Genomic DNA, 13,084 nt, shown 5'->3' with positions numbered 1-13,084 from the left:
GTAAGCCGGAGCCATACTCAATCGTCGAAGCAGATGTCACCTGATCTCTGTCTCGAACTCTGGCGAGCCCGGCTACCCGACAGGTGACCGCACACTTGTCATGCGAAAACGAGGCTCGAATGGGATCACAAAATCGATCAATCCGGGGGATCTTGTTGTGCAGCATTCAACGAAGGGACGTTCAAGGACCGCAGAGGCGGGAGGTAAGAACGCTCGCTAACCCTCTTTTTTTCTATCCGCGTCCGGTTGCAGATGACGGTAAATCCAGACTCTTGATGCTGCCCAATCCCGTTTGACGGTTGGCACAGAGACTCCGAGTGTGTTGGCGATTTCCTCGTTGGTCATCGACGCGAAGAAACGCATTTTGACGACCTGCGCTCGCCGGGGCGATTCCTTTTCAAGTTGATCGAGGGCCGCTTGGACTTCGAGGATCCGTTCGTCGTCAGCTGTTACCTTGCTAGAAATCCGTGAGAGCCCTGAAACACGAATGCGATCTCCACCGCGTTTGAGCGACTTGATACGGCGCGCTTCGTCAACCAGGATCCTTCGCATCGCTTCGGCGGCAGCACCGAAAAAGTGTGCGCGAGATTGCCAGAGAGACTGAGAATTCTCATTGACCAAGCGAACGTAGGCTTCGTGTACCAAGCCGGTGGTCTGCAGCGAGTGATTGCCGCCTTCACGACGCAACTTGCCCGACGCCATCCGCCGTAATTCCGTGTAAACAATTGGCAACAGGTCCTTGGTTGCCGCAATTTCTCCAAGCGGCTTGTGGGTCAGCACCGTCTCTTCGTCGTTCATCGTTGGGTCGCCAGCAGGTAAAATGCTCAATACTCTCGCAGCAAAGTGTTGAAAGAGACGTCACTTGAGCCCTCGAATTCTACCAAGACACACTCTAAGGAGGGGGTTATTCTTTCTAAAACGGGGGGATTCCGCCAGATCAACGCTTTTACCGATCTGCGTTCAAGACGCGAGTGCCAAAGATATAGATTTCGGAATATGGCCGAGAGCCTTCTCTTTTATCCTCTGGCCGACATCGTGATCAGCGTAACGCCAAAACATTGCATGGATCGCGCGTGTTGCCAAACTCACGAACAGCGATCGTCGATTTGCTTCGGCGCAGTGGACGGCAAGCACGTCAGTAGGTCATCCTGTGCCTGACAAACGTTTTGTTTTGGCGCGAAAAGACTAGGTTGAGATTTGCACATCATTCGTTGACTAAGCTCGCTTCAGAGGACATTCGGGTTTCCATTAGAAATTCAATCCAAATGGACGGATTACCCTCTCGGGTTCGTCCGATTCGATCTTCGAACCGATTTCGCCTCCGCGTCAACTGCCTCCTTCTCGACACCGAAATTGCGGAAGGCGATCGAAGCTTTACCGTCAGCAGTTTGCACTCCGGAAGCCTCAGTCAGCCATGTCGTCGGATCCTTGACCTTACAGGTCCCCGGCTGATGCCAGTCGTCACCAATCCTCGCTCTCGTTGATTCGACCTTCGCCATCGACAATGCATTCCCTGCAGCCTTGAGCGCACCGCGGCGTCGCCAAGCGGATGCCGAGCCCCTCAGTTACGTGCCAACGCGGTGCCTCCACTTCCGTCGAATCACACTCCCGTGGCCTCGGACCATCCACAGTGGACAGTGTCCTGGCGAACGGCTCCGGTGTTCGACCTGTATCGACTTGGCAATTCTTGAAGATGCTGATGAGGGCGACTACCTCAGCCAGGCATGTGGCGGCAAACATGTTCACCCCACCCGACTTACAGCGTAATCCAAGGTCGTGCCTCGATCGACGCATAGGCCGTCGACCAATACTGGGCCTTGACCGACGAAGACAAAAGCGAAGGTTGACTGGACGAGGAACTGATTGAGCTGTGGGTACCTTAGCCCGGATGATTCATGACCGATGTAGGCCGGATCAAGTCAATGCTTGCTGTGCCGGTGGCAATGGTCAAGCAACGATGCGAGTTGTGGGAGAGGATTTGGTGTGGACCAACACAGTCTATGACATGGATGGCAAAAAAACTGTTAGCGACTTTGTCTATCAAAAGCAGGATGCCAGGACCATGCTTGTGAAATATACGGATGCGGAGGATGGGAAACAGAAGACCGTTAAGTGTACGAAGATTGGCGACTGAGCTTGCGTCAATTGGATGCCGCTATCTCGTAAAGCTTACTCAACAGCTGGTCGCCTTCGCATACGAGAGTCCTTGCTCATGATGGTAGTGGCGGATCGTCCAAATCGTGCGTGACTGCGGTAGCAAGTCTGAGTACTGAACGATTTCCAAACTGCGTTTCCGTTTGTCGATCCATTGCGATTCCTGGCCGTTATCCGCGAGTGGAAAGCCGAATACAACCAACGGCTTGACTAGGCCGCGAAAAACGCTCGCTGACGCGATTGCGGTGAATCTCACCGGGTTCAGAAAACGCGTTAGGCGACAAGTCTGAGCAGCCAAAACAAGTTGTGACGTCAGATAGCTCAGGATAGCGATCATTGGTTGGATGCCTCTCGCTAATCAAGTTGTAACAACCAATGGAGTTGATCTTTGTCGTCGTTCTTGGCAATACGGTTTTACAGCTCTGCTCTGCTCGTCTCGGTGCGATGTAACTACTCAGTCTCGGGTAGTCTTGGCCCTTAACCGGGAACTGGAATCGCTTTCAGTCGATTCGGCAATCGGTGTTCTCAACGATCGCACCGACAAGTCGCTTCGTGACATTCGAACTCGGCCTCCCTATCAGGGATCGGGAAGCGTCGTTGCCCCAAATTGGATTATTCTGGGGAGCCAATCCATTGGGGCCACCCATCATCCAGACGCGACAGGTAGGCGCGAGACGCCCAGTGCCAGGACGTGAAGAACCAGCCATGTTCAATACACGATTGAAAGGACTCCCTCGCCGCCTCCGGGTTGCCTTGTCCGATTGCATCGCACGCCGCGTAGAAGTCTAAGTAGCCAAGTAGGAGTCCCGGGCCTTCGGTCCAATCGTAACTCGGCCATCGGTCTCGCAATTTCGCGGGATCAAAATCTAACTCAATGAGGATGTCGTAACCTGGTTGGAAACCCACCGTCAGGACATCCTTAAGCTCGTCCGTTGCTCGGCTTGCAAGTTCCCTTACCTTTTCTCGCTCGCCAAGCATTAACAATGTCGACAAATCGAGGAACAAGTACCCCCCTTTTCCTGAGGCGATCTTGTTTTCCGCGTATCGCAAGACTTCCTGTTTCAGTCCGTCTCGAAACGTTGCATCGCTCGCTTGCGCATCGCATATTTGAATCCAGTGTTCGTGGAACCTTGCCACCGCTGCAAGGGGATGGTCCTGCATCTTCTCCATCGTCTGGTTTGCCTCGTCTACCCGACCAAGACCCAGCCAGTAGAGGGCGCAAGTTTGGTTCCAAAATGGATGATTGTGTGGCAGATCCGCCTTGGCGATCAAATCAGCGAGGCGCCCCTTCTCGCCAGTCTCCTGAAAGGCAATAAGGCACGCCCACATCGCCTCGAAACTTCGAGGAAATTGAACAACGGCTTCATCTGCATATTGAATCGCTGTTTGCTCAAAACTCTTTGCCTCATCGTTTAGTTCCCCTGCTCTATCGGCGTCAGAAACCGCCAGTTTTCTCCAGACATCGCGGGCCTGCAGATTAATCGTGATGAGCGCCTGGAAAGCTAACGGACTGTGGCGCAGAGACCCTTCCACGTAATTCAAATCTTCCAAGGCGGCTTGTAGAAGTTCCTGCGACTCGCCCAAATCATCGCAAAACAATGCACGATAGCGAAGGGCCATGGCTCGCAGGAGACGAACGACCGGATAGTTTCGATGGTCAGTCTCCAAGTCGGTCAATATTTCAATTGCCTCTTTGGGGTAGCCGAGCCCCATCGTGTAAGCAACGATTAGTTTCTCGTCGTAGGTCCGTTCATCTAGGTTTTGCTCGTGCAGATCTTCCACAGCCTCCATCCATGCGATCTCGTCGCCATCCCAGTAGTCGACCATGCTTAGCAAAGCGAATGCGAGCGTGTTGTTGGGAGATGATCTCAGTACCAGGTCGAGTTCTTTACGCGCTGTTGCCGCATCACCTTGAAATTGGGCGAGCATTGCGGAGCCGTTGTGTACCCAAGTCTCCGTCGCGCCAAAGTCTTGCGCCCGAGCCAGCATCTCTTCGGCGGTCTGAAAATCTCCTCGCCACAAGTTGGAAAAGAAGAACTCCTTGGTGAAGCTCAACTCGGCTTCACGCAGTTCCTTCTCCGCTTTAATAGCGTTGTCCTTCGCCTGGATAGCATCCTTTTCCGCCTGCACCGCGCGGTCTCGATCGTGTTGCGCACGGTCTCGGTCTCGTTGCGCTTCAGCCTGTCCTCGTCGTGCTTCAGCCTGTCCTTGTCGTGCTTGAGCGAATCCGATGCCCATTGTCGCGAATCCAACAATCAGCGATGCCGCAACTGCGCTGATTGCGATGACGAATCCTCGATTCCGGCGAACGTACTTGCGGACGCGGTATGTGGTGCTCGGCGGACTTGCCAGTACGGGCTCGTCTTGCAGATGGCGTTGCACATCACTGGCAAGTTCAATCGCCGTTCCATATCGTCGTGACCGGTCCTTTTCCAGAGTTTTCATCACGATCCAATCAAGATCGCCGCTCAGACTTTTGGCAAGCGAGAAAGGGTCAGCATGACGGCTGCGTGCGATATCCTCAATGGAGGAGGTCTTAACGGCAACTTCAGCTGCTTCCTCCGCATGTGGTTTTCCCTGCGAACGCTGCATTGCCGCCAACGTGCTGAGACGTAACGACGGTCGTGGGGGCTCATCCTGACGGATCATTCGGATGATCTCATCAATCGCTGCCCGCCGAAATTGGGCTGCTTCGAATGGAGTGGTCCCCGTCAGCAATTCGTAAAGCAGCACTCCCAGCGAGTAGATGTCGCTTCGTGTGTCGACGCCCAAACCCGACATTTCCGCCTGTTCCGGGCTCATGTAAGCGGGGGTGCCGATGAACTGGCCATATTCCGTGAACAGCGTCTTTTCGGTGAGGTCCTGCTGTGTCGCTTTGGCAATGCCAAAGTCGATGACCTTCGGAACGGGTTTCCCGTCATGGAGCGTCACCATGACGTTGGACGGCTTAATGTCTCGATGAATGATCCCTTTCTGGTGTGCGTGCTGGACGGCATGGCAAACGTCCCTGAACAATCGCAACCGTGCCTCCGTGTCCAATCGTTCTCTGTCACAGTAATGGGTGATGGGGTCTCCTCGTACCAGCTCCATAACGAAGTAGGGTCGCCCAGCCTCTGTTGCGCCCGCATCCAAGACCTTGGCAATGTTCGGATGCTCCATCATCGCGAGGGCTTGCCGTTCGGCTTCAAATCTCGCGATCACCTGCTGGGTATCCATCCCCTGCTTGATGATCTTCAATGCGACCTTTCGCCGAATCGGAGTGGTTTGCTGGGCCATGTAGACGACGCCAAAACCGCCCTCTCCCAACTTCTGTAGCAGCTTGTAAGGACCGATTTGAGTTCCGGGTTCTTCCTGCGCGCCGGCCGCGGCGACGGTAGGCTGAATCTCCTTTGGGGGCGAGTCGAGGAAACTGCCCGCCCCCGCGTGGGCGTTTAACAGCGTGTAGACTTCGCGCTGAAGTTCCTGATCTCCGTGACACGCTTGGTCGACGAATTGGTGGCGTTCACTATGAGATTCGATCTCGATGGCTTCGTCGAACAATTCTCGAATCTTCTGCTGTCGGTCATTCATGGCTAACTCCTGGTGGATACGCTCGTTTACGAACAGTGCGACGTGGCGACGAGAAATGTGCCATGCTTTCCCAGATTTCAGGAGTTTTCTTCGGCACGCATGTCTTTAAACAGCCATGCCTTGGCAAATGCCCAATGCCGATTTGCGGTTCGCGGGGAAATTCCCAATACCTCGGCCGCTTGGTGCGTGGTCATGCCCCCAAAGTAGCGAAGCTTCACGACCTCAGCAGCCACTGGTTCCTCAGAGGCCAGACGATCCAGCCCGTCGTTCAATGCGAGGAGTTCGCCGTCTGGTTCCTTCGAGGACGGTGCGGCCAAGTTCAAGTCGACTCGTGTCCGTCCCCCGCCATGTCGTAAGCGTTGGCGCCTGCGGGCGTTCTCTACCAGGATTCTCCGCATCGCTTCGGCGGCGGCCCCAAAGAAGTGTCCTCGACTGTTCCAGTTCTGGAATCTTTCAACATCAACTAACCGCAAGTAGGCTTCGTGGACCAGAGCGGTTGCCTGGAGGGTTTGCCCGGGCTCTTCCCGTGTCAGTTTCGCAGCCGCCAATTTGCGCAGCTCCTCATAGACCAAGGGCAGCAACTGTTCGGCTGCACCAGGATCACCCTGTTTGATCTGGGAGAGAATCTGGGTTACGTCGGGCATCATTACCAGGATAACACCGCTGGAGAGCAGATTCCATCAGCCCTGATGAAGACAGGCGGCGTGCGGCACCGGCCATTTGGCGGCGATGATGTGGCGACTGTTTCGCGGAGATGAAGCGCACTGCCAGCAGATAGCTAGATTTCATCGAGACAGCGGATGCATCGCTTGCTATCTGGAAGGAGCTGGGCAAGTCGCATCGGTGAACCGACCGAGGCGGAGCGAACAAACGCCCATTGGTCATGGGCAGCGAACGCACAGAGCTGAACGCGGGACCCGCGTCGTTTTGTCCAATCGACCGCAGTCGAGAGATGTCAGCCCCCATCTTTGGTTTGGCCCTTTCGACGAGAGACCGCCACAATCAACGTCGCTACAGCGAAGCCAAACATCGATCCCTGGGAAAGGAAATCAGAACGCAAGACACCGTTCATGCTACCTGCCAAGGAACTCGGATTCACGCTGTCTCCGCCAAGGACCTCCGAGAACGGAAGTATCGATATCTGACTCCAGAGCACCATCAGCAACAGCAAGAGGAGACTGATCGAGCCGATCACGATCGAAGTTCGCGCCATGCGAGCTTTGGTTTCCATCCTCGTCGCACCTGCGGCAATAGCGGCAGTGGCCGCCAGTAGGAGTGCATAGCCAACCAACATCGAAGTCTTGGCCCAGCGAAAAGAATCGAGAAACGCGTCGGCGTCAATGTGATCGGCCATTGCCAAGTCGCGGAAAGCAGACATCATCAGCCAATCACCGAAGAGGTTTGACGCGGCTCCTGCAATCATCAGCAATGCCGCATAGACAAGTAGGATTCTCGCAATGTGACTCGGCTTTCGCATAAGAAGCGTCAAGGACATCATTCCCAGGCCAAACATCACCGCGCCAAACGCACCAACGGGAGCCATGGATGTAACGTCGGAAAATCGCGAGTCGGGCTGCATCATCTCACCAATCATCGACATCATCCGAAACGGAGTTAAGGACCTGAAGATCAGCATCAACAGGCAGCCGAGTGGTGCTAGAAAAACAAAAGTTGGTTTGATCATTGTCGGATTTTGTCCTAGATCTGTTGGACGATGGCAATTGTGGTTTTGGATGTTGTGCAGTCCGTTTTTCCGGTGTTATCGCAACAAGGGTCGACGGTCCTTCCATGGCTGTGCCTGTTCAAGTTGTGAGGCGAGTCTGAATAGAGTCGCTTCATCGCCGAAACGGCCGAAGAATTGTACGCCAACGGGGAGGTTCTCAGCCGTCCAATGCAACGGAACGGACATCGCTGGCTGGCCGGTTTGATTGGCAATGACGCAAAACGGAGTAAAGGTCAACAGGTCCTCAATGTAGCCCTCGAAATCGTTGCGAGACTGTGACAAGCGTCCTGGCTCTAGCGGCAGTTGACCAAGCGTTGGCATCAGTAACATGTCGTAATTGCGTTGAAACCGCGCCATCCGACGCGACATTTCATGAAGTATCAACCGTTCACGTTCTAAGTCGATCGCTTTGGCATTCCCTGCTTGTTCATAATTGACTCGCGTGATGTACTCCAAATCCTCGTCCTTGAGCTTGCGACCAAGCTGTGCGAGCCTATGTTCAACTGCCAGTCTCGCACTCGTCGTCCACATGACAATCAGTTTCTCTGGCGCAAATTCGTTGACGAAGGATTCCGTCACATCGTCGACACGGTGCCCGAGTCGCTCGCACAATCGCCCCGCTTCCTCGGCCGCCCGCACGCAACTCGGATCAACCGGGCTGCCAGACGGGGAACGCGTGACGAGCCCGACGCGAAGTTGACCAGGTTCAATCGCAAGTTCCTCAAGGTAGTTTCTTTTCTGAGGAGGATGCGCATAAGCGTCGCCCTTAGCGGGACCACCGATTGTGTCCAACATTGCGGCGCTATCGCGCACGGATCTTGTGATAACGCCCAGCGTCGCCAGTCCTTGAAGCAATTCATAGACCCTCGGTCCGAGCGGCACTCGTCCACGAGTCACCTTCATCCCAAACAGGCCACAGCAAGAGGCTGGTATGCGAATGGAGCCACCACCATCAGAGCCACTTGCCATTGGGACAATTCCGGCTGCCACTGCTGCCGCGGAACCACCCGATGACCCTCCAGCAATGCGATCAAGATCCCACGGATTCCGTGTTACGCCAAAGATCGCGGATTCTGACGAGGCTGAACCGCCAAACTCGCAACTATGGGTTCGCCCCATGATCACAAGGCCAGCCGCTTTAAGTCGCTTCACGACCGTATCGTCTTCGGTAGGGCGATTGCCGCGATACAGGCTGGAACCCTCCGTGCATTCGATACCCTTCATCCAGTAGCCGAGGTCCTTGACGAGAAACGGTACGCCCTGGAACGTTCCGGTAGGCAAGTCTGTGCGAGCTTGCTTTCGAGCTAGATCGTAGAGCGGCGTCACAATCGCATTGATCTTCGCATTGACTGCCTCAGCGCGGCTAATAGCGGATTCAAGTAACTCGATCGGTGAAACCAACCCTTGACGCACTAAATTGGACAGGCCAACACCGTCGTACTTGTCATAATCTGTGAACACGGGCGCTCGAGTCTCGTCAGCCGATGCCACGGACGAACCAAGCATTGACGCGATGAAGCAGCCGCCACTCTTCAGAGCGTAGCGGCGATCAAACCGTGACGAGCGTGAAAACACCATCTGAATTCCCCGATTGCTAATCGATCTAACTTTACAACCATGGGATTTGATTGTACCCGCGATTCATCCAAAGGTCCCCGCATAGCTCTCCGAATAGTGGTACGCACGACAACTCGTGGCGACGCATGATCAACTCGAACAAGTACTCGCCCGAATGCTTGATCATCGCAAAGGTAGGTCGAGGCGTCGGCACCGGAAATCAACGAATCGAAAATGGTAGCGGGGTGAATGTTGCCGGATGCCGTTACGAAAACGACTTCATATTTGCGACTCAGTTGATCAATCGTTCTAGCGGTCCATGATGTTCTCGATTGAGTTCGCTAGCCTTGCCTACCGGCAGGGTAGACAATCGGAAGTGACCACCGGCCAACCGATTTCGGCATCGGATAGGATACGTTCGAGTCGAATTCCCAGACGATCCTGGGGTTTCGAACGCGACCCTGACACATCGAGTAATTCAAATCAAGATGAGGATAGAGCTACAATGAGACTCGCCACGACTCTTATCGCGTTAGGTCTCGTCGGTATTCTTACCGGGCCAAGTTCAATCGCTGATCCAGGAAGAATCCGTGCTCGCGATTTGGGCGTCCCATTCGATGGCACGCCTGGTGAACTCAACGCAATTACCGATGTCACGGGCGTCGAAGTTGGGTACTCGACCATCATTTCAGGAAATGGTTCGCTGGAGGTGGGAAAAGGTCCGGTCCGAACAGGCGTCACCGCGATCCTCCCACGTGGAAAGAAATCGGTCAGTGTTCCGGTCTTCGCTGCCTGGTTTTCGCAAAATGGCTTTGGGGAAATGACGGGGACGACATCGATTGAGGAGCGTGGATTCCTTCGAGGGCCAGTGATGATTACAAACACTCACAGTGTTGGCACAGTCCACGAAGCAGTGATTGCTTGGCGGGTAAAACAAGGTGAACCCGATGCGGGCGGGTGGTGGTCGTTGCCAATCGTTGCCGAAACCTATGATGGCGTGTTGAACGACATTAATGGATTCCACGTGGGGCCCCAGCACGCAATTCAGGCTCTCGAGTCGGCAAAGTCAGGCGTGGTTGAGGAGGGAAATGTTGGTGGCGGGACAGGAATGATTTGCTACGGATTCAAGGGCGGGACTGGTACGGCGTCGAGGAAGACCGAGGATGACGAGGGCGGCTTTACAGTGGGTGTGCTGGTACAAGCAAATCATGGTGGCAAGAAGCAACTGTTGGTCGCTGGAGTTCCAGTAGGGCGTGAACTGGCGGAAAAACCTGGGTTGTCCAAGCAGCTTTGGGGCAAGGGTGACGATGTGGGATCAATCATAATCGTCATTGCAACAGATGCGCCCTTGCTGCCACATCAACTCAAACGCGTTGCGCGACGCGCCACAATGGGGCTTGCTCGCACGGGGTCCACGTCTGGGAACGGGTCGGGTGATATCTTTGTCGCATTCTCGACAGCGAACACGGAGGCTGCTCGCGACAAGGGGATAGCCAACGTCAAGATGCTTCCAAATGAACGTATCGATCCGTTGTTTGAAGCAACCGTCCAGGCGACAGAGGAAGCGATCATCAACGCGATCGTTGCAGCCAAAACAATGACCGGCATAAATGACACGCAGGTTGTTGCATTGCCGCACGACGAAATGAAAGATGTATTGAAGAAATACGGTCGGCTAACGAGCAGCACTGACTAGCGGTTGCACGATTGATGCGTTGCTGGTCGCTGGCCTCAACCGCGGTCCTATTTCATTGATCCAACAACACGACTTCTGACAGTACTTCATCGCCTCAACGGACGTTTTCGGGTAAACTGGAGTCTCAATCAGAGATTGAAAACCCTTGCAGTCGTGATGCGAAATGTTTGTAAGCAGCCGTGCTCGAGGCGGGATGGTATCCGGCTCATTTTGGAGTGAGAGAGGTTCATTCCGCTCCTGCAGAGTCGAGCAGAAAGGTTACTTACAATGTGGATGGCAACACCGTCTCAAGGTTGAGTGCTGTGACTTTCAGGTCCATGTTTGTTCATCCCACAGGACATGTGTTTCTGCAAACTCCTGAAAAACGGACGGATAGCCACGCACCTCGATGAGTTTTTCACCAGGGATGGAACATCTCTAATGAACAAAGACAAATAACTACCGAAACGCAATGAGTGACCGCTACGAACCACCAAGTGTTTTGAAAGACGTCCTATACGGCGTTTCTCCCCACTTACAGCTTTCGATCGCCTCGGAGTTTGTTGGGACTTGGAACCAGCACCTGAAGTTTACCGGTCATCATCGATCCTGTCTTCTCGTTCCTGACGATCGCGTGTCATTACCCTCAGCACGTTTCTTTTGGGACAACAGTTTTCTTTTCTCCTTTGACGTTGATGATACTTATCAATTAGCAATCGTGTTGAATCGGTGGCTCGGCGACAACGCGATGCCGTCGGCCCTGCGAAAAGAGTTCCCATGGCTGGAAATTGGAACACTCGCCGACTACTACGAACAAGGCAGGCCGGTAGAGGGAGAGTTCCTTCAGAGCTGGGATGAAATGCTGAACGAGTTCTACGGTCTGCCGGCTGAGTTGGTGGAGGGCCATTTTGCGGTCAACGCATGCCGGTTGCTTACCGCCATGCGGTCTAGAGGTTACGATCGACGACTACGAGCGGGACAATCACTTTGGACGTTGATCCTGTCACGATCGCGACGACACGGACTCCGCGAAGAGCAGCAAGCGATCGCGTTTATGTTCCATGAAGAGGACAACGGAATGGATGTGGCGCGAGGCACATGCCGCGATGTCTTTCAAGCGATGCACGAGGAACGGGACGACAACATCGTTAGGATGACCACCGTAACGCTTAACACTGAAATCGTTGCGATGCTCGATCAGCTTGTCTGCGTCGAAATCGATTGAGTTGGCTCTCGCGATTTCGGTGACAAGGTGCCTACCAAGGGCGGAGCGCCGCTCGACATCGGCGGCAATTCATGCGATTCCGTGGCCACCGATTCTCGCGTATGCACAACGATGAATGGATCGATTAAGCGACCGTTCAAAGCTGTTCTTACCAAATGTGCGGCGAAAGCTTTACGCCATCGCAAAGCCACATGTTTTTGCACAAACGATTGCTTGCCTCCATGGAAGCGTTATGATTGATTCAATCCGCTTCTACTAACGCATTGTCAAGGAACCGAATCATGAGAGCATCCGTTACTCATTTCGTCGTTGTGGCCACTTTCATTCTTGCGACGGGCGAAATCAGCCTGGCCCAAAACCAACCGAACAACCATGATGAATTGAACAAGCACCTTGGGTGGGTGATCGGAGAGTGGTCGGCCGAGATGACAGCACCAGATGGTCAGGTTCAGAAGACTAGAGCAAAATACCAATGGGTCGCGCAAAAACAAGTCATTCGTCTGGACTTGGAAATTGGACCTTGGGAAGGACTCAGCATGATTCATTGGGATCCTTCAGACAGGACGATCAAAATGTGGGGCGCCAACTCTGCCGGTGGCAATGGTCAAGCAACGATGCGAGTTGCGGGAGAGGATTTGGTGTGGACCAACACAGTCTATGACATGGATGGCAAAAAAACCGTTAGCGACTTTGTCTATCAAAAGCAGGATGCCAGGACCATGCTTGTGAAATATACGGATGCGGAGGATGGGAAACAGAAGACCGTCAAGTGTTCGAAGATTGGCGACTGAGCTTGCGTCAATTGGATGCCGCTATCTCGTAAAGCTCACTCAACAGCTGGTCGCCTTCGCATACGAGAGTCCTTGCTTATGTGGTAGTGCGGATCGTCCAAATCGTGCGTGACCGCGGTAGCAAGTCTGAGTACTGAACGGTTTCCAGAATGCGTTTCCGTTTGTCGATCCGTTGCGATGCCTGGCGATTATCCGCAAGTGGAAAGCAGAACACGGCCAACCGCTTGATTAGGCCGCGAAAAACGCCTGCTGAGGCGACTGTGGGCCTGGTTTCGAGGGGAATCGTCGCGGGGTTCAGAAAGTGCGTTAAACGCCAAGCCAGGGCGGTCAGAATAAGTTATGACGTCAGATAGCTCAGGATAGCGATCATTGGTTGGATGCCTCTCGCT

The 13,084-nt window shown here is 54.0% G+C and carries 10 protein-coding genes; 4 read left to right on the top strand and 6 right to left on the bottom strand.

Translation table 11 applies throughout. From position 1 onward, the window contains the following. Window positions 1–216: 216 nt before the first annotated feature. Complete coding sequence (locus tag Poly41_RS31985; RefSeq protein WP_146531445.1) at window positions 217–798, bottom strand: ECF-type sigma factor; 582 nt, start codon at window positions 796–798, stop codon at window positions 217–219. Window positions 799–1,870: 1,072 nt separating this feature from the next. Here Poly41_RS31985 and Poly41_RS31980 point away from each other — a divergent pair. Continuing rightward, a complete protein-coding gene (locus Poly41_RS31980; RefSeq protein WP_197231924.1) occupies window positions 1,871–2,134 on the top strand; it encodes a hypothetical protein in 264 nt (87 codons plus the stop codon). A gap of 39 nt (window positions 2,135–2,173) precedes the next feature. Here Poly41_RS31980 and Poly41_RS31975 read toward each other — a convergent pair whose 3' ends face one another. From Poly41_RS31975 to Poly41_RS31955, 5 genes are all read right to left on the bottom strand, one after another. After that, window positions 2,174–2,491: a hypothetical protein gene (locus Poly41_RS31975; RefSeq protein ID WP_146531443.1), complete on the bottom strand. Its 318-nt coding sequence runs from the start codon at window positions 2,489–2,491 to the stop codon at window positions 2,174–2,176. Between the two features lie 275 nt (window positions 2,492–2,766). Next, on the bottom strand, window positions 2,767–5,724 hold the full coding sequence (locus Poly41_RS31970) for a serine/threonine protein kinase (RefSeq protein WP_146531442.1): 2,958 nt from the start codon (window positions 5,722–5,724) through the stop codon (window positions 2,767–2,769). A 77-nt stretch (window positions 5,725–5,801) separates the two neighbouring features. Continuing rightward, on the bottom strand, window positions 5,802–6,371 hold the full coding sequence (locus tag Poly41_RS31965; RefSeq protein WP_197231923.1) for an ECF-type sigma factor: 570 nt from the start codon (window positions 6,369–6,371) through the stop codon (window positions 5,802–5,804). A gap of 308 nt (window positions 6,372–6,679) precedes the next feature. Beyond that, window positions 6,680–7,408, bottom strand: a complete 729-nt coding sequence (locus Poly41_RS31960) for a hypothetical protein (RefSeq protein WP_146531441.1) — start codon at window positions 7,406–7,408, stop codon at window positions 6,680–6,682. 75 nt (window positions 7,409–7,483) lie between these two features. Continuing rightward, entirely contained in the window at window positions 7,484–9,025 is a 1,542-nt protein-coding gene (locus Poly41_RS31955; RefSeq protein ID WP_146531440.1) for an amidase, read from the bottom strand. A 484-nt stretch (window positions 9,026–9,509) separates the two neighbouring features. On the opposite strand from Poly41_RS31955, the gene Poly41_RS31950 reads away from it, so the two are divergent. The 3 genes from Poly41_RS31950 (at window position 9,510) to Poly41_RS31940 (ending at window position 12,695) form a co-directional block, all read left to right on the top strand. Continuing rightward, the gene (locus Poly41_RS31950) at window positions 9,510–10,700 is read left to right on the top strand and encodes a DmpA family aminopeptidase (RefSeq protein WP_146531439.1); all 1,191 of its coding nucleotides are present in this window, start codon (window positions 9,510–9,512) and stop codon (window positions 10,698–10,700) included. Window positions 10,701–11,151: 451 nt separating this feature from the next. Then, window positions 11,152–11,904 (top strand): DsbA family protein, encoded by a 753-nt coding sequence (locus Poly41_RS31945; protein ID WP_146531438.1) that lies wholly within the window; start codon window positions 11,152–11,154, stop codon window positions 11,902–11,904. 281 nt (window positions 11,905–12,185) lie between these two features. Then, window positions 12,186–12,695 (top strand): hypothetical protein, encoded by a 510-nt coding sequence (locus Poly41_RS31940; protein ID WP_146531437.1) that lies wholly within the window; start codon window positions 12,186–12,188, stop codon window positions 12,693–12,695. Window positions 12,696–13,084: the final 389 nt, after the last annotated feature.

Source organism: Novipirellula artificiosorum, from assembly GCF_007860135.1.
GTDB classification, from domain to species: Bacteria; Planctomycetota; Planctomycetia; order Pirellulales; family Pirellulaceae; genus Novipirellula_A; species Novipirellula_A artificiosorum.
Note: the sequence above shows the minus strand (reverse complement) of the source record. Positions and strands in the feature narration are given on the sequence as shown.

Excerpts from the sequence above, each read along its gene's own strand:
- Poly41_RS31940 (WP_146531437.1), top strand. The coding sequence starts at position 12,186 with ATGAGAGCATCCGTTACTCATTTCGTCGTTGTGGCCACTTTCATTCTT.
- Poly41_RS31960 (WP_146531441.1), bottom strand. The coding sequence starts at position 7,408 with ATGATCAAACCAACTTTTGTTTTTCTAGCACCACTCGGCTGCCTGTTG.
- Poly41_RS31950 (WP_146531439.1), top strand. The coding sequence starts at position 9,510 with ATGAGACTCGCCACGACTCTTATCGCGTTAGGTCTCGTCGGTATTCTT.
- Poly41_RS31985 (WP_146531445.1), bottom strand. The coding sequence starts at position 798 with ATGAACGACGAAGAGACGGTGCTGACCCACAAGCCGCTTGGAGAAATT.
- Poly41_RS31975 (WP_146531443.1), bottom strand. The coding sequence starts at position 2,491 with ATGATCGCTATCCTGAGCTATCTGACGTCACAACTTGTTTTGGCTGCT.
- Poly41_RS31945 (WP_146531438.1), top strand. The coding sequence starts at position 11,152 with ATGAGTGACCGCTACGAACCACCAAGTGTTTTGAAAGACGTCCTATAC.
- Poly41_RS31955 (WP_146531440.1), bottom strand. The coding sequence starts at position 9,025 with ATGGTGTTTTCACGCTCGTCACGGTTTGATCGCCGCTACGCTCTGAAG.
- Poly41_RS31965 (WP_197231923.1), bottom strand. The coding sequence starts at position 6,371 with ATGATGCCCGACGTAACCCAGATTCTCTCCCAGATCAAACAGGGTGAT.
- Poly41_RS31970 (WP_146531442.1), bottom strand. The coding sequence starts at position 5,724 with ATGAATGACCGACAGCAGAAGATTCGAGAATTGTTCGACGAAGCCATC.